Origin of the sequence: Ideonella benzenivorans (assembly GCF_020387415.1) — a bacterium.
Lineage (GTDB): Bacteria > Pseudomonadota > Gammaproteobacteria > Burkholderiales > Burkholderiaceae_C > Ideonella > Ideonella benzenivorans.
This window is the reverse complement of record NZ_JAGWCB010000008.1, coordinates 372954-391135: the sequence shown is the minus strand read 5'-3', so window position 1 is coordinate 391135 and position 18182 is coordinate 372954. Positions and strand designations below refer to the sequence as shown.

The following is an 18182-nucleotide window of genomic DNA, read 5'->3' as shown; positions in this document are numbered from 1 at the left end:
ACGGTCTCCTGCGTGATCAGCCCACCCACTTGCGCGCGTTGCGGAACATGCGCATCCAGGGGCTGTAGGCGCTGATGTCGCCGCCGTTCCAGCTCATCAGCACATTGCGGAACACCCGCTCCGGGTGGGGCATCAGCACCGTGAAGCGGCCGTCCGCCGTGGTGACCGAGGTCAGGCCGCCCGGGCTGCCGTTCGGGTTGAACGGGTAGACCTCGGTGGGCTGGCCATGGCCATCCACATAACGCATGGCCTGATGGACCTGGTTGACGTCGCCGCGCTGCGAGAAGTCGGCAAAACCCTCGCCGTGTGCGGTGGCGATGGGCAGGCGGCTGCCGGCCATGCCCTGGAAGAAGATCGACGGGCTGTCCAGCACCTCGACCTGCGCCAGGCGGGCCTCGAACTGCTCGCTCTTGTTGCGGGTGAACTTGGGCCAGGCTTCGGCCCCCGGAATGATGGGGCTCAGTGCCGCCATCATCTGGCAGCCGTTGCAGATGCCCAGCGCGAAGGTGTCACTGCGGCCGAAGAAGGCCTGGAACTGCTCGGCCAGCGCCGGGTTGAACAGGATGGAGCGGGCCCAGCCCTCGCCGGCGCCCAGGGTGTCGCCATAGCTGAAGCCGCCGCAGGCCACGAAGCCCTGGAACTGCGACAGCGGCACACGGCCGGACTGCAGATCGCTCATGTGCACGTCATGCGCGTCGAAGCCGGCCAGCGCGAACACATGGCTGGTCTCCACATGGCTGTTGACGCCCTGCTCGCGCAGGATGGCCACCTTGGGCCGGGCCTTGGCGATGTATGGGGCGGCCACGTCCTCGGCCGGGTCGAAGCTCAGTGCCAGGTGCAGGCCCGGGTCCTCGCCCCCCGCGCCGGCGTGCTCCTGGTCGGCTCCGGCCGGGTTGTCGCGCAGGCGGGCGATGCGCCAGCTCACCTCGTCCCAGATCTGCTGCAGCTCGGTCAGCGGGGCGGCAAACTGGCTCTTGGCATCGCGCCAGACCTCGATCACGCCCTTGTCGTTGGGCTTGCCCACCACGTGGCTGCAGGTGGACAGGCCATGCGCGCGCAGCGTGGCCAGCACCGCATCGCGGTCGGCGGTCTTCACCTGCAGCAGGGCGCCGAGTTCTTCGTTGAACAGGGCTTGCAAGGTCAGCTCGTCGCGGCGGCCGCTGACCTGGGTGGCCCAGTTCTTGGCGTCGCCGGTGTCGGCACGGCTGTCGCTGATGCCGTCGCCCTCGAAGACCAGCATGTCCACGTTCAGGCTGACACCGCGGTGGCCGGCAAAGGCCATCTCGCAGGCCGCCGCCCACAGACCGCCGTCGGAGCGGTCGTGGTAGGCCAACAGCTTGCCTTCGGTACGCAACTGGTTGACGGCGGCCACCAGGGCCTTGAGCTGGGCCGGATCGTCCAGGTCGGGCACGGCATCGCCGAACTGCTGCAGGGTCTGCGCCAGGATGGAGCCGCCCATGCGGCGCTGGGCGTTGCCCAGGTCCACCAGGATCAGGGTGGTGTCACCGTCCTGCAGCTGCGGCGTCAGTGTGCCGCGCACGTCGTCCAGGGTCACGAAGGCCGAGACGATCAGCGACACCGGGGCCACGACTTGCTGGGTCTGGCCCTCTTCGCTCCAGCGGGTGCGCATGGACAGGCTGTCCTTGCCCACCGGCACGCTCACGCCCAGGGCCGGGCACAACTCCATGCCCACGGCCTTGACCGTTTCATAGAGGGCGGCATCCTCGCCCGGCTCGCCGCAGGCGGCCATCCAGTTGCAGCTGAGCTTGACGCGCGAGAGTTCGAAGGGCGCGGCCAGCAGGTTGGTGATGGCCTCGGCCACCGCCATGCGGCCCGAGGCCGGGGCGTCCAGCGCCGCCAGCGGCGTGCGCTCGCCCATGCTCATCGCCTCGCCGCGGAAACCGGCGAAGTCGGCCAGCGTCACCGCGCAGTCGGCCACCGGCACCTGCCAGGGGCCGACCATCTGGTCACGGTGGTTCAGGCCGCCCACGGTGCGGTCGCCGATGGTGATCAGGAAGCGCTTGCTGGCCACGGTGGGATGGCGCAGCACATTGCGGGCGGCTTCGTTCAGCGCCACGCCGGTCAGGTTCAGCGGCGCCAACGTGCGTTCGACCCGCGTCACGTCGCGCTGCATCTTGGGCGGCTTGCCCAGCAGCACGTCCATGGGCATGTCGATGACCTTCTCGCCCTCGGGACCGTCCTCCAGGATCAGTTCCTTGTCATCGGTGGCCACGCCCACCACCGCGTAGGGGCAGCGTTCCCGCCGGCACATGGCGTCGAAGGCATCCAACCGGGCCGGGTCGACGGCCAGCACATAGCGCTCCTGGCTCTCGTTGCACCAGATTTCCTTGGGTGCCAGGCCAGACTCTTCCAGCGGCACCTTGCGCAGGTCGAAGCGGGCGCCCTTCTCGGCGCCGTCCACCAGCTCAGGGAAGGCGTTGGAGATGCCGCCGGCCCCCACGTCATGGATGGCCAGCACGGGGTTGGCCTCGCCCAGCGTCCAGCAGTGGTTGATGACTTCCTGCGCCCGGCGCTGGATTTCAGGGTTGCCGCGCTGCACCGAATCGAAGTCCAGCGCTGCGGTGTTGGTGCCGGCCGCCATCGAGCTGGCGGCGCCGCCGCCCATGCCGATGCGCATGCCCGGCCCGCCCAGTTGCACCAGCAGCGTGCCGGCGCCAAACGGCAGCTTCTGGGTCTGGTTGTCGCTGATCGTGCCCAGGCCGCCGGCGATCATGATGGGCTTGTGGTAGCCGCGGCGGATGGCCTGCGCGCCCTCGCCCACCGTCTGCTCGTAGACGCGGAAGTAGCCCGCCAGGTTGGGCCGGCCGAACTCGTTGTTGAAGGCCGCGCCGCCCAGCGGGCCTTCGGTCATGATCTGCAGCGGGCTGGCGATGTGCTCGGGCTTGCCGTAGGGCTGGGCTTCCCAGGGCTCATTCGTGTCCGGCAGATGCAGGTTCGAGACGCTGAAGCCGGTCAGACCCGCCTTGGGGCGCGAACCCCGGCCGGTGGCGCCCTCGTCGCGGATCTCGCCCCCGGCGCCGGTGGAGGCGCCCGGGAACGGCGAGATGGCCGTGGGGTGGTTGTGGGTCTCCACCTTCATCAGCACATGGACCCGTTCCTCGCGGGCGCCATACACGGGGGCGTCTTGGTAACCGGCAGGCAGCCAGCGCTGCACCACGCAGCCCTCCATCACCGCCGCGTTGTCGTTGTAGGCGATGACCGTGTGCTGCGGGTTGAGCTTCTCGGTGTTGCGGATCATGCCGAACATCGACAGCGGCTGCTTCTCGCCGTCGATGACGAACTCGGCGTTGAAGATCTTGTGCCGGCAGTGTTCGCTGTTGGCCTGGGCGAACATCATCAGCTCGACGTCGGTCGGGTTGCGCTGCAGGCCGGTGAAGGCCTGGACCAGGTAGTCGATTTCGTCGTCCGACAGCGCCAGGCCGAAGGTGACGTTCGCCGCCTCCAGCGCCGATCGCCCCTGCCCCAGCACGTCCACGTGGGCCATCGGCTCGGCCGGCTTCTCGTCGAACAGGTGGGCTGCGGCCTCGCGCTCGAAGGCCACACTCTCGGTCATGCGGTCGTGCAGCAGCAGCGCGCAGGCCTGCAGTTCCTCGGTGCTCAGTGGCTTGGCGCCGCCGGTCAGGCTGCTCACCAAGCCGCTCTTGAGCTGCAACCGGTACTCGGTGACCCGTTCGACCCGGTGGATGGCCAGGCCGCAGTTGTGGGCGATGTCGGTGGCCTTGGAGGCCCAGGGCGAGACCGTGCCCAGTCGGGGCATCACCAGCACCAGCGTGCCCTCGTCACCCAGGGCGGGGTCCCCATAGTTCAGCAGCTCGGCCAGCTTGGCCTGGGCCTCCGGTGCCAGCGGTGCATCGGACCACACCCAGTGCACATGGCGGGCCGTCACCCCGGTGATGCGCGGGCAGGCGGCTTGCAGGCGGGGCAGGAGCGCGGCAGCGCGGAAGGCGGACAGGGCGTTGCCGCCCTCGAAGTGCATCAGGTGCTTGGGAGCTGTGGACATGGAATCCCGTCGGTTGGCGGCGGTCTGAGGCGGTCGGTGCCGTCGTGACACAGGCCACATCCGGTACTGAACTAAAGCACTGGCGTGGCCATGGAAACCAGCAATTTTACGACGCGATGGGATAATTCCAGCATGACCATTACCATCAAGAGTGCTGCCGACATTGAGGGCATGCGCGTGGCCGGACGCCTGACGTCCGAGGTGCTGGACATGCTGGCCGAACATGTGAAGCCGGGCGTGACCACCAATGAGCTGGACAAGCTGGCCCACGACCTGATCGTGTACGAACAGAAGGCCATTCCCGCGCCGCTGAACTACGCGCCGCCGGGGCACAAGCCGTACCCGAAGTCGATCTGCACCTCGATCAACCACCAGGTCTGCCACGGCATCCCGAACGACAAGCCGCTCAAAAACGGCGACATCGTGAACCTGGACATCACGGTCATCAAGGATGGCTGGCATGGCGATTCCAGCCGGATGTTCATCGTGGGCGAAGGGTCGATCGCGGCCAAGCGGCTGTGCCAGCTGACCTACGAGGCTATGTGGAAGGGCATCATGCAGGTGCATGCGGGCGCCCGCCTGGGCGACATCGGCCACGCCATCCAGACCTTTGCCGAGAACAACGGCCTGTCGGTGGTCCGCGAGTTCTGCGGCCACGGCATCGGCCACGGTTTCCATGAGGAGCCGCAGGTGCTGCATTACGGCCGCCCCGGTACGCTCGAAGAGCTCAAGGCCGGCATGACGATCACGATCGAGCCGATGCTCAACGCCGGCCGGCGCGAGATCAAGGAAGGGCCCGACGGCTGGGCCATCGTCACCAAGGACCGCTCCCTGTCGGCCCAGTGGGAGCACACGGTGCTGGTCACGGAGACCGGCTACGAGGTGCTGACCCTGTCGGCCGGTACCCCCGCGCCCCCCGCCTTCGTCAACGCCTGACGCCTCCGGCCACCGCAGTACCATGGCCCACGCCGACACCCCCCTCGCCTTCCCCTCGGCGGAGGCCAGTCCCTTGTCCATTGCGGAGATCCGCGCCCAATTCAAGCAGGGCAAGGCGGAGCTGCTGGACCACTTCCGCGCCGCCCGGCCGACCATCACCGGCGCTGTGCGGTTGATGAAGCTGCTGGCCCGGCATGTGGACGGTACGCTGGTCCGGCTTTGGCGCCAGTCCGGCCTGCCCTCGCAGGCGGCGCTGATGGCTGTGGGGGGCTATGGGCGGGGGGAGCTGTTCCCCTACTCCGACGTGGACGTGCTGGTGCTGCTGCCCGCGGGGCAGGCGCAGGATGAGCAGGTGAAGTCGGCCGTTTCCGACTTCATCACCGCCTGCTGGGATGTGGGGCTGGAGATCGGCTCCTCGGTGCGGACCCTGGCCGAATGCGTGACCGAAGCCCGGGCCGATGTCACCGTGCAGACCGCCCTGCTGGAAAGCCGTCTGCTGTGCGGCCCGCGGCGGATCTACAAGCAGTTTGCCCAGCAGACGCTGGACGCGGTCGATCCGGCGGCCTTCTTCCGGGCCAAGATGCTGGAGATGCGCCAGCGGCACGAGAAGTACGAGGACACGCCCTACGCGCTGGAGCCCAACAGCAAGGAAAGCCCGGGCGGCCTGCGTGATCTGCAGGTGGTGATGTGGGTGGCCCGGGCGGCCCGGCTGGGCAAGACCTGGGCCGAGCTGGCGTCCAAGGGCCTGATCACGCCGTTCGAGGTCAAGCAGCTGCAGCGCAACGAAGGCATCCTGAAGCTGATCCGCTGCCGGCTGCACCTGGTGGCCGGGCGGCGCGAGGACCGGCTGGTGTTCGACCTGCAGACCGCGGTGGCCGAGAGTTTCGGCTTCCACGCCAGTGGCAGCGAGCGGGCCTCCGAAGTGCTGATGCACCGCTACTACTGGGCGGCCAAGGCGGTCACCCAGCTCAACCAGATCCTGATGCTCAACATCGAGGAGCGGGTGAGCGGGTCCGAAAGCGCGCCGATGCGGCCGATCAATGCCCGCTTCCTGGACCGGGCCGGCATGATCGAGGTGGCCCACGACAACCTCTACCTCGACAACCCGCACGCCATCCTCGAGACCTTCCTGGTCTACCAGCAGACGCCGGGGGTCAAGGGGCTGTCGGCCCGGACACTGCGCGCGCTCTACAACGCCCGCGGCGTGATGAACAGCGCCTTCCGGCGCGACCCGTTCAACCGGGCGCTGTTCATGGAGATCCTGCAGCAGCACGACGGCCAGACCCACGCCTTCCGGCTGATGAACCAGACCTCGGTGCTGGGGCGCTACCTGTGGGTGTTCCGCGGCATCGTCGGGCGCATGCAGCACGACCTGTTCCACGTCTACACCGTGGACCAGCACATCCTGATGGTGCTGCGCAACGTGCGCCGCTTCTTCATTCCGGAGCATGCGCACGAGTACCCGCAGTGCAGCCAGCTGGCGGCCAACTGGGACAAGCCCTGGCTGCTCTACATCGCCGCCCTGTTCCACGACGTGGCCAAAGGCCGGGGCGGGGACCATTCCGAGCTGGGGGCGGTCGAGGTGCGGCGCTTCTGCCGTGACCACGGTCTGGACAAGACCGACTCCGCCCTGGTCGAGTTCTTGGTGCACGAGCACCTGACCATGAGCCGGGTGGCCCAGAAGGAAGACCTGTCGGATCCGGACGTCATCGCCCGCTTCGCGCAGAAGATGGGCGATGCCCGGCGCCTGAGCGGCCTGTATCTGCTGACGGTGGCCGACATCCGCGGCACCAGCCCCAAGGTCTGGAACGCCTGGAAGGCCAAACTGCTGGAAGACCTCTTCCGCATGACGCTGCGCGCATTGGGCGGCACCACGCCCAACGCCGATGCCGAGATCGAGGCCCGCAAGCAGGAGGCCCGCCATCTGCTGGCCCTGCACTCCGCGCTGCCCGGCACCGAGGAGCCGCTGTGGAACACGCTGGAGGTCAGCTACTTCGCGCGCCATGACGCTTCGGAGGTGGCCTGGCATGCCCGCTCGCTGTGGCGTTATCTGCAGTCCAAGGAGCCGATCGTCCGTGCGCGGCCCTCGACCATCGGCGAAGGCCTGCAGGTGCTGGTCTACGCGCCAGACCGGCCCGATCTGTTCGCCCGCATCTGTGGCTACTTCGACGGCGCCGGCTTCTCGATCCAGGACGCCAAGGTGCACACCACCCGCCTGGGCTATGCGCTGGACACCTTCCAGGTGGTCAGCTCGGCGATCGACGATCCCGAGCCTTCGGCCTACCGGGACATGATCTCGCTGGTCGAGACCCAGGCGGTCCAGGCCCTGGCCAGCACCGCGCCACTGCCCGAATCGGTGCCCCGCGGCCGGGTGTCGCGGCGTGTGCGCTCCTTCCCGGTCAAACCGCGGGTGAACCTGCGCCCGGACGAACGGCGTCAGCGCTGGCTGCTCTCGGTCAGTGCCAGCGACCGCCCGGGCCTGCTGTACGCCATTGCCCGCGTGCTGGGGCAGCACCAGATCAGCCTGCAGCTGGCCAAGGTGAGCACCCTGGGCGAACGGGTGGAAGACACCTTCCTGGTCTGCGGCCAGGCCATGCAGCTGCCCAAGACGCAGTTGCAGGTCGAGAGCGAGCTGCTGGACGTGCTGGCCCCACCGCGGTGACTGGCCCGACACCGGGCGTCCGGGTACGGGATCGCCCCGGTGGCAGCCGGTCGATGCGGCCCCGACACTCCTCGCCAGGGGCCCCGCCCCGGGGCGCCCGACGTGCATGTCAGGAGATCCGCCATGTCCCTGCGCCTGGCCGAGAAGGCCCTGCTGGAGTCCCGCAGCTACCGGGTACGCAGTCTGCCGCTGTGGCGGCCCCTGGCTTGGTTGGCGCGAGGCTGGCAAGACCTGTGGCGCTGCCCCGGGCCCGGCCTGCTGCACGGCCTGGTGGCAGCGCTGTTTGGCACCCTGCTGCTGGCGATGGCGTGGCGGCACTTCTGGTTGCTGATCGGTGCCTTCAGCGGCTTCCTGTTGGTGGCGCCGCTGCTGGTCACCGGCCTGTACGCCGTGAGCCACGACCTGGCGCGGGGCCGGTCACCGAACCTGAACACCGCGCTGGCATGCTGGGCGCCGCGGGATGGCCGGTTGGTGGTTTTCGGTATCCTTCTGGCTTTTGCCGGCACCGGCTGGGTGATGACCTCGGCCCTGCTGGTCACCGGACTGGTGCCGCGGCGCGTGGAAACGCTGGAAGATTTCTTGCGTGAGGTGGTGCTGGCACGGGACGGCTTCGTGTTCGAATCCTGGCTGGCCCTGGGGGCCCTGCTGGCAGCGCCGGTGTTTGCCTCAACCGTGGTGGCGATGCCCTTGCTGCTGGATCGGCCGATCGGCGTGCTGGGGGCCGTCCTCACCAGTTGGAAGGTGGTGCTGGAGCATCCCGCCGCGCTGGCCTTGTGGGCGGTGCTGCTGCTGGGGCTGACGGCCGTGGGCATGGCCACGGCCATGGTGGGATTGATCGTGATCGTTCCTTGGTTGGGGCATGCCAGCTGGCATGCCTACCGGGATGTTGTGGACGGCTCTGCCTGGGCGGAGCGAGATGGTTAGATGTTCGGTTTCACAGAAGAGCAAATCGCATGGTTTGGCCTGACCTTCGGGGTCACGGCCTTCATGCTCTACATGGTGTTCATCATCCTGCAGCTGGCGCGGGAATCGAAGGCCGGCCGCTTTGGCACCTTCGTGCTGTTGCTGGGCCTGGGGGTGGGGTTGTTGGGCTTTGCGGCCAAGGGACTGATCAAGTTCTTCATGGCAGGCATCATCGAATGAGCGCTGCAGCCACCACCGGCAGCGAGGCACCGCTGCACAAGCACACGCTGTTTGAAGATGTCCAGGGGCTGCTGATCGGCACCTTGTTCGTCGCCATCGGCTTGGCCATGTTCCGCCAGGTCGGCCTGATGACCGGCGGCACGGTCGGCATCGCCCTGCTGACCCGCCTGATGACGGGTTGGTCCTTTGGCCCGGTGTTCTTTGCGATCAACCTGCCCTTCTACTGGCTGGCCTGGCGGCGGCTGGGCACGCGCTTCACCGTCAAGACCATGCTGGCGGTCACGCTGCTGTCCTGGCTGAGCGAATGGATGCCCCGCTGGCTGCACTTCGATCGGGTGCATCCCTTGTTCGCGGCCCTGGCCGGCGGGCTGTTGATCGGCACGGGCTTCATCATCCTGTTCCGTCACCGCGCCAGCCTGGGCGGGCTCAACGCCGTGGTGCTCTGGTTGCAGGAGCGCTTTGGCTGGCGGGCCGGCAAGGTGCAGCTGGCCCTGGATGCCACCATCTTGCTGGCTTCTTTGCCGTGGGTCGATCTGCCGCGCCTGGCGCTGTCGATCCTGGGGGCGGCTGCCATGAACTTCGCGCTGGCCGTGAACCACAAACCGGGCCGTTACATGGCCTTCTGAGCGGGCGCCAGACAGCACAAAGGCCGGGTCCCCCCCGACGAGGAGGAGTCCGGCCTTGCTGTTGTCGGTGTTCTGGTGCTCAGCCCATGTGCAGGCCACCGTTGCAGGAGAAGTCCGCCCCGGTGGTGAAGCCGGAGTCCTCTCCGGCCAGCCAGCCGACGATGGAGGCGATCTCCTCGGGCTTGCCCAGGCGCTTGACCGGGATGCTGGCCACGATCTTCTCCAGCACCTCTGGCTTGATGGCCCGGACCATGTCGGTGCCAATGTAGCCGGGGCTCACGGTGTTCACCGTGACGCCCTTGACCGCCAGTTCCTGCGCCAGGGCCATCGTGAAGCCGTGCATGCCGGCCTTGGCGGCCGAGTAGTTGGTCTGGCCGGCCTGGCCCTTGACGCCGTTGACCGACGAGATCTGAACGATGCGGCCCCAGCCCCGCTCCACCATGTCGCCCACCACCTGCTTGGTGACGTTGAACATGGAGGTCAGGTTGGTGCTGATCACCGCGTCCCAGTCGTCCTTGCTCATCTTCAGGAACATGCGGTCGCGGGTGATGCCGGCGTTGTTCACCAGCACGTCAATCGGGCCATGCGTCTCCTTGGCCTGGGCGAAGGCCGCCACGGTCGAGTCCCAATCCGCCACGTTGCCCACCGAAGCATGGAACGCAAAGCCCTGCGCCTTTTGCTCGGCCAGCCATTTCTCGTAGTCGCGGCTGGGACCACAGCCGGCGATCACCTTGAAGCCATTCTGAGCCAGCCGCTGACAGATGGCGGTGCCGATGCCTCCCATGCCCCCCGTCACGTACGCCAATTTCTGTTGTGCCATGGTCTGTCTCTCCTCTCTGGTCTGGAAATGAAGTCACTCTGAAGCACTATGGCCTTTGCTGCACCGCAGCACCCTCGGGACAATCCCTCTCCGGCCGGCGATTCAGGCCGGCGTGCGCACGTAGCGTCCAGGGGCGGGTTCGATGGCCTTGTAGCCTCGGCCACCGTAGGTCTTGGGAGCGGCCACTTGGCGCCCACCCTGCCCAGCCAGCCAGCCTGACCAATCCGTCCACCAGCTGCCGGCCTCTTCGCGGGCGCCCGCCAGCCATTCATCGGCCGTGGCCGGCAGATCGTCTCGGACCCAGTGGTTGCGCTTGCGGGCTTCTGGCGGGTTGATCACCCCGGCGATGTGGCCGCTGGCTCCCAGTGTGAAGCGACGCGGGCCGTGGAAGATGTGGGTGGAGCCATAGGCGCTCTGCCACGGCACGATGTGATCGTCCCGCGAGGCGTAGAGATAGACGGGGATGGTCACCTTGCCCAGGTCCAGCGGCTGGCCGCAGACCGTCAGCGCGCCGGGTTCGCGCAACTGGTTTTCCAGGTAGGTGTGGCGCAGGTACCAGCAGTACATCGGCCCGGGCAGGTTGGTGCAGTCGCCGTTCCAGTAGAGCAGGTCGAAGGCGGGTGGCATCTCCCCCTTCAGGTAGTTGCCGACGACGTAATTCCAGATCAGGTCGTTGGGCCGCAGGAAGTTGAACGCGGCGGCCAGCTCCTGACCCTTGAGCAGGCCGGGGCCGCCGGGGGCTTGGTCGCCGATGGTCATTTCGCGCAACTGCACCGCGGCTTCGTCGACAAACACGTCCAGCACCCCGGTGTCGGTGTAGTCCAGCAAGGTGGTCAGCAGGGTCATCGACGCGGCCGGCTCCTCGCCTCGCCCGGCCAGCACGGCCAGCGCCGTGGCCAGCATGGTGCCGCCCACGCAGAAGCCCAGCGTGTTGATCTGCTTGGCCCCGGCAATGGCCTGCACCGTGTGGATGGCCTCGATCACCGCATGGTCGATGTAGTCATCCCAGGTGCGGCTGGCCAGGCTGGGGTCCGGGTTGCGCCAGCTCAGCATGAATACGCGGTTGCCCTGGGCCACCGCATAGCGCACCAGCGAGTTGGCCGGCTGCAGGTCCATGATGTAGTACTTGTTGATGCACGGCGGCACCATCAGCAGCGGCCGCTCGTTCACCTTGGCGGTCAATGGCTTGTACTCGATGAGCTGGAACAGCTCGCTCTCATAGACCACCGCACCTTCCGTGGTGGCCACATTGCGCCCCACCTCGAACTGGGTGGTGTCGGTCTGGGACACATGCCCCTGCCGCAGGTCTTCCCAGAGGTGCTGCAGGCCCTGCAGGATGCTGCCGCCGCCACTCTCCATGGCCTTGCGCAGGGCCTCGGGATTGAGGGCCAGGTAGTTGCTGGGGCTGGCGGCGTCGATCCATTGCTGCACCGCAAAGCGGATGCGGGCCCGTGTCTTCTCATCGCCCTGCACGGCATCGGCCATCTGGGCCAGCGCCCGGGCGTTGAGCAGGTACATCCGCGCCAGGTAGTCGGTGGTCGGCTGTTGCTGCCAGTCCGGGGCGCTGAAGCGTCGATCCTTCACCGGCGGCAAGGGGGTGGTCCCCTCTCCGGCGGCCGGCCCCAGCACGCTGTTCCACAACAGCGTGGCGTCCCGCAGGTAATCCGCCTGCACCTGGGACAGCACGCTGGCCGGGACGCTCACACCGGCCATCGATTTCCACATGCCCCCGATGGCGGCCCCGAAGGCATCCGCGGGGTTGGGCGTCTCTGACGCCGGGGATGAGTCTGCCTTCTTCTTCACCACAGTGGTCTCCGTCACGCGGTCACAATGAAGGATACGTCCGCCCGTACGGTCTGCGTCTCCTCCCCATCCACCCGAATGTATATCGTCGCCATCGCCTGGGCCTTCGTCGTTGCCCTAATGACACTGGCCGAGGCCACCTCCAGCCAGGGCACGGTGCTTGGCGCCTTGTTCACCTTGTTGCTCTACGGCGTGCTGCCCCTGGGCGTGGTGCTCTACATCCTGGGCACCCCTGCGCGCCGCCGGGCCCGTCAGCGTGCGGCAGAGGCTGCGGTGGCCATTTCAGACGATCCAGATGGCAGCAGCGTGTCGGCCCGTGTCCCGATCGCGCCGGAACGAGAAGAAACGTGATGGATCGCGGACCGTGCACCACTGTCCGCCACTGACCTGTTGCACGCCCAGGTGGAGCAGGCGCTCGCGCGCCAGGCCTGGCAGATCGGCCCACCATTTGCCCGGGGTGCCGGTGGCGCGAAAGCGATCCTCGGTGTGGCTGGCCTGGGCCAGGAAGGCCTCGCGCACCTCGCCGCCGACCTCGAAGCGATCCGGACCGATGCAGGCCCCCAGCCAGACCGACAGGTCCGACGGCGCGCAATCGGCAGCCGCGCACAGCGCGGCCACCGTGTTGTCCACCACCCCACCCGCCAAGCCACGCCAGCCCGCATGGGCGGCCGCCACTCCCCGCCCCTCCGGGGCTGCCAGCAGCACCGGCAGGCAATCGGCCACCAGCACGGTACAGGCCACACCGCGGTCGGTGGTGAGGCTGGCATCCGCCACCGGATAGGTGCCCGGCGCCGGCAGCTGATCCCGGCGCAGCCGGATCACGTCGGCCCCGTGCACCTGGTTCAGATAGACCGGGGCGGCGGGCGCCATCGCCAGGGCAAAGCGGCGCTGGTTCTCACGGATGTGGTCCGGATCGTCCTCGGTGGCCCGCGGCAGCTCAACCGAACGCAGGTTGAGCCCCTGGCAGGCGCCCAGGCTGACACCGCCGGCCCGCGTGGCCATCAATCCGCGCACCTGGGGGGGCAGCCCGTTGGCGACCAACCAATCGGGATGAAGTTCATTCGGCATCGGGACAGTACTTCGGTTGGGTTTGGTCGAAGGCCGGCAGGGCCATGCAGGCCTCGAACACGCGCATCACCTGGGGCACGTGGTCCAGCCGGCAGTCGAAGCGTCGGGCATTGAAGATTTGCGGCACCAGCACGCAGTCGACCAGACCGGGCTTTTCACCACAGGCATAGCGGTGCGGCACCTGGGCCAGCTGGGCCTCCAGGGTGGCCAGTCCACTTTCGACCCAGTGCCGGTACCAGCGCAGCTTGTCTTCCTCCGACAAGCCCAGGTCCTTCACCAGGAAGCGCAGCACCCGGGTGTTGTTGAGCGGGTGGATCTCGCAGGCGATGTCCATGGCCAAGGCCCGCACCCGGGCCCGCTCGGCGGGCGTCTTGGGCAACAGGGGCGGCTCGGGGTGGGTCTCGTCCAGGTACTCCAGGATGGCCAGGGACTGGTGCAGGCTGTGGTCGCCATCGCGCAGCAAGGGCACCAGGCGGGTGGGCGACACAGCGGCGTAGGACTCGCCGTGCTGCTCCCCCCGGCCCAGATGAACCGGGTGGTAGGCGTAGTCCAGGCCCTTCAGGGCCAGGCCGATCCGGACGCGGTAGGAGGCTGATGATCGGTAGTAATTGAAGAGTTCCATGGGGCGAGCGTCTCCACAAGCGTGTGGTGCGGGCATGATGCCACCGCCCGCCCCTTACACTCTGCAGCCATGCTGCCTGTGCGCTCCATCTGCCACTGCCGCGTCTGCGGCGCGCCCACCGAATACCGCGTCCCCCCCGACGACAACCGCCCCCGCGCGGTCTGCACGGCCTGCGGGCTGGTGCACTACGAGAATCCGCTCAACGTGGTCGGCACGGTCCCCGTCTGGCAGGATCAGGTGCTGCTGTGCAAGCGCGCGATCGAACCGCGCCTTGGCCTGTGGACCCTGCCGGCCGGCTTCATGGAGCTGGGAGAGACCACCGCCGAGGGGGCTTTGCGCGAAACCGTCGAGGAATCCGGCGCCCATGTGGTCCTGGAAGGCCTGTTCACGCTGCTCAACGTGGTGCGCGTGGGGCAAGTCCATCTGTTCTACCGCGCCCGCATGCTGGACACCCATCTGGACCCCGGCCCCGAGACCCTGGAGGCACGGCTGTTTCATGAGCACGAGGTGCCCTGGGATGAGCTGGCCTTCCGCACCGTGCGCGAGACGCTGCGCCTTTACTTCGACAACCGCCGCGCGGGCCGTTTCGAGATCCACTCGGCCGACATCCCCTGAGCCCCGGCCCCTGGGGCCTCAGGCACGGGCCACCGGGCCGGTGATGCCGTCCACACCGGCCTGCCACAGCGCCGCGGCGTCCTCCGCCCGCGCCACGCCTTCGGCATAGACCTTCAGCCCGATGCCGTGCAGCATGCGGGTCAGGGCCTCGGCGTGCTGGCCCAGGGCTTCGTCCTCGGCCAGGCCCTCGGTGACGCTGGCGTCGAGCTTCACGAAGTCCAGCCCGGCCTCCAGCAGCAGCGCGGGATCGGACAGGTGGTGACCGGCATGTTCCAGCCCGACCCGGGTCCCCCGGGCATGGGCCAGTCCCACCAGTTCACGCAACTGGGTCATTTGGCTCAGCGCGCCCTGCTCGTCCACTTCCAGCCACAGCCCCGGTGCGCTGGCTGCATGGCGCTCCAGCAGCATTCGCAGGCGCGGCATCAGGTCGCTGTCCTGCAAGGAGCGCGGGCTGAGGTTGACGGCCCGGGCCATCTGGTCCTTGTCAATCGCCTGCAGCGCCAGATCCACCGCCGCGAGGTCCACCTGGGCGGTCAGCTGGGTGCGCTTGGCCATGGGCAGCCATTCGGACGCCGGGGCCGGCACCTCGGCCGCCTTCAGCGGCAGGCGCAGCGGGCACTCCAGGTGCACCACGGCCGCGCTGGCGTCCACCAAGGGGAACTCGGCCAGACGGGCCTGCCCGCCTTCGAGGGCCGCGTGCAGCATCTGGCGCCAGGCATCTTCGCCCAGCGCCAGGCCGTCGCCGCTGTCGTCCAGCTCGACGGCGAATGGCCCCCGGCCTTCGGCGCAGGCCAGTGCATGGTCGGCCGCTGCCAGCAAGGCTGAGATCGGTGCGCCGTGCCACCAGCGCACGGCCCCCACCACCGCCGTGACCGTCGGCGTCTGCCCTCGCCACAGGCTGCGCAGGCGGGCCGTCACGTCCATCGCCGGTTCCCGCAGGCTGCCCACATCCGGCAGCACGATGGCGAAGTCCGAGCCATTCAAGCGGCCCACTTCAAAGGTGCTCAGCCCCCCGACCGAATCCAGGATGGTGTGAGCCGTCTCCCGCAGCACCTCGTCCGTGCGTTGGCGGCCCAGGCGGCGGTTCAGGCCCTGCAGGTCCATCACCCGCACCAACAGCAGCGCGCCGCCATTGGCCCCATCCTCGGACTGCAGCATCAGCTTGAGCCGGGTCATGAAGTGGGCCCGGTTGGACACCCCGGTCATCGGATCGGCATGGGCCTGCCGGCGCCAGTGCTCGACCTGCCCGGCCTGTTCCTCGAACATGGCTTTGAGCCGGTCGACCATCAGGTTCATGGCCCGGGTCAGCTGGCGCAACTCGGGAATGGCCGGTTCGCTGACGACCACGAAACGACGTTCCGTCAGCGCATGCGCCTGCGCCACCGTGGCTGCCAGCGGGGTCCGCAGGCGGGACAACACCCACCCCGCCAGCCCGCCCAGCAGCGCGGCCAGGGCCGCCATCGCCAGCAGGCTGCGCCGACAGCTCTGCCAGAGCTCACGCACGGCGAACTGGGTGCTGCTGCGCACCTCCAGGGTGCCGAGCTTGAGGGCCCCCTGATGCAAGGTTGCCGTTCCCACCGAGGGCGTCAGGTCCACCCAGCGGACGAACCAGTCGGGCACCGCATCGGTGGCCGGGGGGGCCTCGCGCTCCAGCACGGGCAGCCCTTGGGCATCCAACAGACGCAGCTGCTGGTAGGCGCCCAGTTCGAACTGCCGCTCCAGCGTCACCACCATCGCAGGCAACTGACCTTGCTGTGCCAGGATCTGGGCCAGCGACTGGGCGCTGTCCTGGTTCTTCAGACTGATCTGGGTGGACAGATTTCCGCGCACCGAGAACACGGACAGGCCGAACGCACTGCCAAAGGCCAGGATCAGGGTCAGCAGCAGCAACAGCCAGATTTGGCGGATCAGACTCATGGGCTCTCCTCAGCCGCCCTTATACCCTGGCCCTCTGGCGCGAAAGCCCTGAAAAAGCGGGGCCGCGCCAGGCTGGCGGCACAAAAAAGGGGACCCGAGGGTCCCCTGTGGCCGTTGTCGAAGGGGATCAGCGGCGCTGCGGCGGCAGGTCGGTGCAGCTGCCGTGTGCCACCTCGGCCGCCATGCCCAGGCTTTCGCCGAGCGTGGGGTGCGGGTGGATGGTGGCGCCGATGTCCACCGCGTCCGCGCCCATCTCGATGGCCAGCGCGATCTCGCCGATCATGTCGCCTGCATGGGTGCCGACGATGCCGCCGCCCAGGATGCGGCCGTGGCCATGGGCCTCGGGCGAATCGTCGAACAGCAGCTTGGTGAAGCCCTCGTCGCGGCCGTTGGCGATGGCGCGGCCCGAGGCTGTCCAGGGGAACAGGCCCTTCTTGACCGGGATGCCCTGGGCCTTGGCCTGGTCCTCGGTCAGACCCACCCAGGCCACCTCGGGATCGGTGTAGGCCACGCTGGGGATCACGCGGGCATCGAACTGGCTCTTGGCCAGCGCGGCATCGCCCTTGACCGTGCCGGCGATGACCTCGGCCGCCACATGGCCCTCGTGCACCGCCTTGTGCGCCAGCATGGGCTGGCCCACCACGTCGCCGATGGCGAAGATGTGCGGCACGTTGGTGCGCAGCTGCACGTCCACCGGGATGAAGCCGCGCTCGCCCACCGCCACGCCAGCGGCCTCAGCACCGATCTTCTTGCCGTTGGGCGTGCGGCCCACAGCCTGCAGCACCAGGTCGTAGACCTGCTCGCTGACCGTGCCGTCGGCGGCCTCGAACTTCACCTTGATGCCTTCGGGCGTGGCTTCGGCCCCCACCGTCTTGGTCTTCAACATGATGTTGTCGAAGCGCGGCGCGTTCATCTTCTGCCACACCTTGACCAGGTCGCGGTCGGCGCCCTGCATCAGGCCGTCCAGCATCTCCACCACGTCCAGGCGGGCGCCCAGGGTGGAGTAGACGGTGCCCATTTCGAGGCCGATGATGCCGCCGCCGACGATCAGCATCTTCTTGGGCACGGCCTTCAGGTTCAGCGCGCCGGTGGAATCGACGATGCGCTCATCGGCCGGGAAGAACGGCAGGCGCACCGCCTGCGAACCCGCGGCGATGATGGCGTGGCCGAACTTGACCACCTTGCGGCCACCACTGCGGTCCTGCCCCGGGCCGGTGGTCTCGTCCACCTGCAGGTGGTACGGGTCGATGAAGCTGCCGTAGCCGCGCACGATCGTGACCTTGCGCATCTTGGCCATGGCGCCCAGGCCGCCGGTGAGCTTGCCGACCACCTTCTCCTTGTGGCCGCGCAGCTTGTCGATGTCCACTGCCGGTTCAGCGTAGGCGATGCCTGCGTCGGCCAGATGCTTGACCTCGTCCATCACGGCGGCCACGTGCAGCAGCGCCTTGGAGGGGATGCAGCCCACGTTCAGGCAGACACCGCCCAGGGTCGGATAGCGCTCGACCACCACCACGTTCAGGCCCAGGTCGGCAGCGCGGAAGGCAGCCGAGTAGCCGCCGGGGCCGCCACCCAGCACCAGCACATCGCAGCTCAAATCCACCGGGCCGGCATAGCTGCCGGCGGCGACGGGGGCCGCCACCGGCGCGGGGGCCGGTGCAGCCGCAGGTGCTGCTGCCACGGGGGCCGCCACCGGTGCCGCCACAGCGGCGTCGGCCGCTTCCAGCGTCAGGATCACGCTGCCCTGGCTGACCTTGTCGCCCAGGGCCACCTTCAGTTCCTTGACCACCCCGGCGTGGCTGCTGGGAATCTCCATCGAGGCCTTGTCGGACTCGACGGTGATCAGGCTCTGCTCGGCCTTCACCGTGTCGCCCGGCTTGACCAGCAACTCGATGATGGCCACGTCCTTGAAGTCGCCGATGTCCGGCACACGCACGTCGATCAATGCCATG

Annotated in this window: 14 protein-coding genes; 7 read left to right on the top strand and 7 right to left on the bottom strand. The window is 68.2% G+C overall.

Annotated elements, in window-relative coordinates:
* Window positions 1–16 precede the first annotated feature (16 nt).
* Entirely contained in the window at window positions 17–4021 is a 4005-nt protein-coding gene (gene purL, locus KGA65_RS07445; protein ID WP_225862507.1) for a phosphoribosylformylglycinamidine synthase, read from the bottom strand.
* A 132-nt stretch (window positions 4022–4153) separates the two neighbouring features.
* Here purL and map point away from each other — a divergent pair, with 132 nt between their 5' ends.
* The 5 genes from map to KGA65_RS07420 all read left to right on the top strand — a co-directional run bounded on the left by map (window position 4154) and on the right by KGA65_RS07420 (window position 9388).
* Window positions 4154–4957, top strand: coding sequence for a type I methionyl aminopeptidase (gene map / locus KGA65_RS07440; protein ID WP_225862506.1), 804 nt, complete (start codon window positions 4154–4156; stop codon window positions 4955–4957).
* A 22-nt stretch (window positions 4958–4979) separates the two neighbouring features.
* Window positions 4980–7619: a [protein-PII] uridylyltransferase gene (locus KGA65_RS07435; RefSeq protein WP_225862505.1), complete on the top strand. Its 2640-nt coding sequence runs from the start codon at window positions 4980–4982 to the stop codon at window positions 7617–7619.
* A gap of 123 nt (window positions 7620–7742) precedes the next feature.
* Complete coding sequence (locus tag KGA65_RS07430) at window positions 7743–8543, top strand: DUF2189 domain-containing protein (protein WP_225862504.1); 801 nt, start codon at window positions 7743–7745, stop codon at window positions 8541–8543.
* A complete protein-coding gene (locus KGA65_RS07425) occupies window positions 8544–8762 on the top strand; it encodes a DUF2788 domain-containing protein (protein ID WP_225862503.1) in 219 nt (72 codons plus the stop codon). It begins immediately after the preceding gene.
* Window positions 8759–9388 (top strand): YitT family protein, encoded by a 630-nt coding sequence (locus KGA65_RS07420; RefSeq protein ID WP_225862502.1) that lies wholly within the window; start codon window positions 8759–8761, stop codon window positions 9386–9388. The genes KGA65_RS07425 and KGA65_RS07420 overlap by 4 nt, the downstream gene beginning before the upstream one ends.
* Before the next feature lie 79 nt (window positions 9389–9467).
* Here KGA65_RS07420 and phbB read toward each other — a convergent pair whose 3' ends face one another.
* Window positions 9468–10208, bottom strand: coding sequence for an acetoacetyl-CoA reductase (phbB, locus tag KGA65_RS07415; protein ID WP_225862501.1), 741 nt, complete (start codon window positions 10206–10208; stop codon window positions 9468–9470).
* Between the two features lie 102 nt (window positions 10209–10310).
* Window positions 10311–11933: a class I poly(R)-hydroxyalkanoic acid synthase gene (phaC, locus tag KGA65_RS07410; RefSeq protein ID WP_225862655.1), complete on the bottom strand. Its 1623-nt coding sequence runs from the start codon at window positions 11931–11933 to the stop codon at window positions 10311–10313.
* Between the two features lie 156 nt (window positions 11934–12089).
* Between phaC and KGA65_RS07405 the strand changes: the two genes are divergently transcribed.
* Window positions 12090–12362 (top strand): hypothetical protein, encoded by a 273-nt coding sequence (locus KGA65_RS07405; protein ID WP_225862500.1) that lies wholly within the window; start codon window positions 12090–12092, stop codon window positions 12360–12362.
* On the opposite strand, the gene pgeF is transcribed toward KGA65_RS07405, so the two are convergent.
* Window positions 12294–13079 (bottom strand): peptidoglycan editing factor PgeF, encoded by a 786-nt coding sequence (gene pgeF / locus KGA65_RS07400; protein ID WP_225862499.1) that lies wholly within the window; start codon window positions 13077–13079, stop codon window positions 12294–12296. The two genes, KGA65_RS07405 and pgeF, sit on opposite strands and share 69 nt — an antisense overlap.
* Entirely contained in the window at window positions 13069–13701 is a 633-nt protein-coding gene (gene maiA, locus KGA65_RS07395; RefSeq protein WP_225862498.1) for a maleylacetoacetate isomerase, read from the bottom strand. The genes pgeF and maiA overlap by 11 nt, the downstream gene beginning before the upstream one ends.
* 69 nt (window positions 13702–13770) lie before the next feature.
* Between maiA and KGA65_RS07390 the strand changes: the two genes are divergently transcribed.
* Entirely contained in the window at window positions 13771–14316 is a 546-nt protein-coding gene (locus KGA65_RS07390) for an NUDIX hydrolase (protein ID WP_225862497.1), read from the top strand.
* Between the two features lie 18 nt (window positions 14317–14334).
* Here the strand turns inward: KGA65_RS07390 and KGA65_RS07385 are convergent, their stop codons facing one another.
* Both KGA65_RS07385 and lpdA read right to left on the bottom strand, forming a co-directional pair.
* A complete protein-coding gene (locus tag KGA65_RS07385; RefSeq protein WP_225862496.1) occupies window positions 14335–16233 on the bottom strand; it encodes an EAL domain-containing protein in 1899 nt (632 codons plus the stop codon).
* Window positions 16234–16360: 127 nt separating this feature from the next.
* Window positions 16361–18181 (bottom strand): dihydrolipoyl dehydrogenase, encoded by a 1821-nt coding sequence (gene lpdA, locus KGA65_RS07380; protein WP_225862495.1) that lies wholly within the window; start codon window positions 18179–18181, stop codon window positions 16361–16363.
* Between the last annotated feature and the right edge of the window lies 1 nt (window position 18182).

What these genes read in the sequence shown, in the direction of transcription:
- purL (WP_225862507.1), bottom strand. Translation starts at nt 4,021, where the DNA reads ATGTCCACAGCTCCCAAGCACCTGATGCACTTCGAGGGCGGCAACGCC.
- map (WP_225862506.1), top strand. Translation starts at nt 4,154, where the DNA reads ATGACCATTACCATCAAGAGTGCTGCCGACATTGAGGGCATGCGCGTG.
- KGA65_RS07435 (WP_225862505.1), top strand. Translation starts at nt 4,980, where the DNA reads ATGGCCCACGCCGACACCCCCCTCGCCTTCCCCTCGGCGGAGGCCAGT.
- KGA65_RS07430 (WP_225862504.1), top strand. Translation starts at nt 7,743, where the DNA reads ATGTCCCTGCGCCTGGCCGAGAAGGCCCTGCTGGAGTCCCGCAGCTAC.
- KGA65_RS07425 (WP_225862503.1), top strand. Translation starts at nt 8,544, where the DNA reads ATGTTCGGTTTCACAGAAGAGCAAATCGCATGGTTTGGCCTGACCTTC.
- KGA65_RS07420 (WP_225862502.1), top strand. Translation starts at nt 8,759, where the DNA reads ATGAGCGCTGCAGCCACCACCGGCAGCGAGGCACCGCTGCACAAGCAC.
- phbB (WP_225862501.1), bottom strand. Translation starts at nt 10,208, where the DNA reads ATGGCACAACAGAAATTGGCGTACGTGACGGGGGGCATGGGAGGCATC.
- phaC (WP_225862655.1), bottom strand. Translation starts at nt 11,933, where the DNA reads ATGTGGAAATCGATGGCCGGTGTGAGCGTCCCGGCCAGCGTGCTGTCC.
- KGA65_RS07405 (WP_225862500.1), top strand. Translation starts at nt 12,090, where the DNA reads ATGTATATCGTCGCCATCGCCTGGGCCTTCGTCGTTGCCCTAATGACA.
- pgeF (WP_225862499.1), bottom strand. Translation starts at nt 13,079, where the DNA reads ATGCCGAATGAACTTCATCCCGATTGGTTGGTCGCCAACGGGCTGCCC.
- maiA (WP_225862498.1), bottom strand. Translation starts at nt 13,701, where the DNA reads ATGGAACTCTTCAATTACTACCGATCATCAGCCTCCTACCGCGTCCGG.
- KGA65_RS07390 (WP_225862497.1), top strand. Translation starts at nt 13,771, where the DNA reads ATGCTGCCTGTGCGCTCCATCTGCCACTGCCGCGTCTGCGGCGCGCCC.
- KGA65_RS07385 (WP_225862496.1), bottom strand. Translation starts at nt 16,233, where the DNA reads ATGAGTCTGATCCGCCAAATCTGGCTGTTGCTGCTGCTGACCCTGATC.
- lpdA (WP_225862495.1), bottom strand. Translation starts at nt 18,181, where the DNA reads ATGGCATTGATCGACGTGCGTGTGCCGGACATCGGCGACTTCAAGGAC.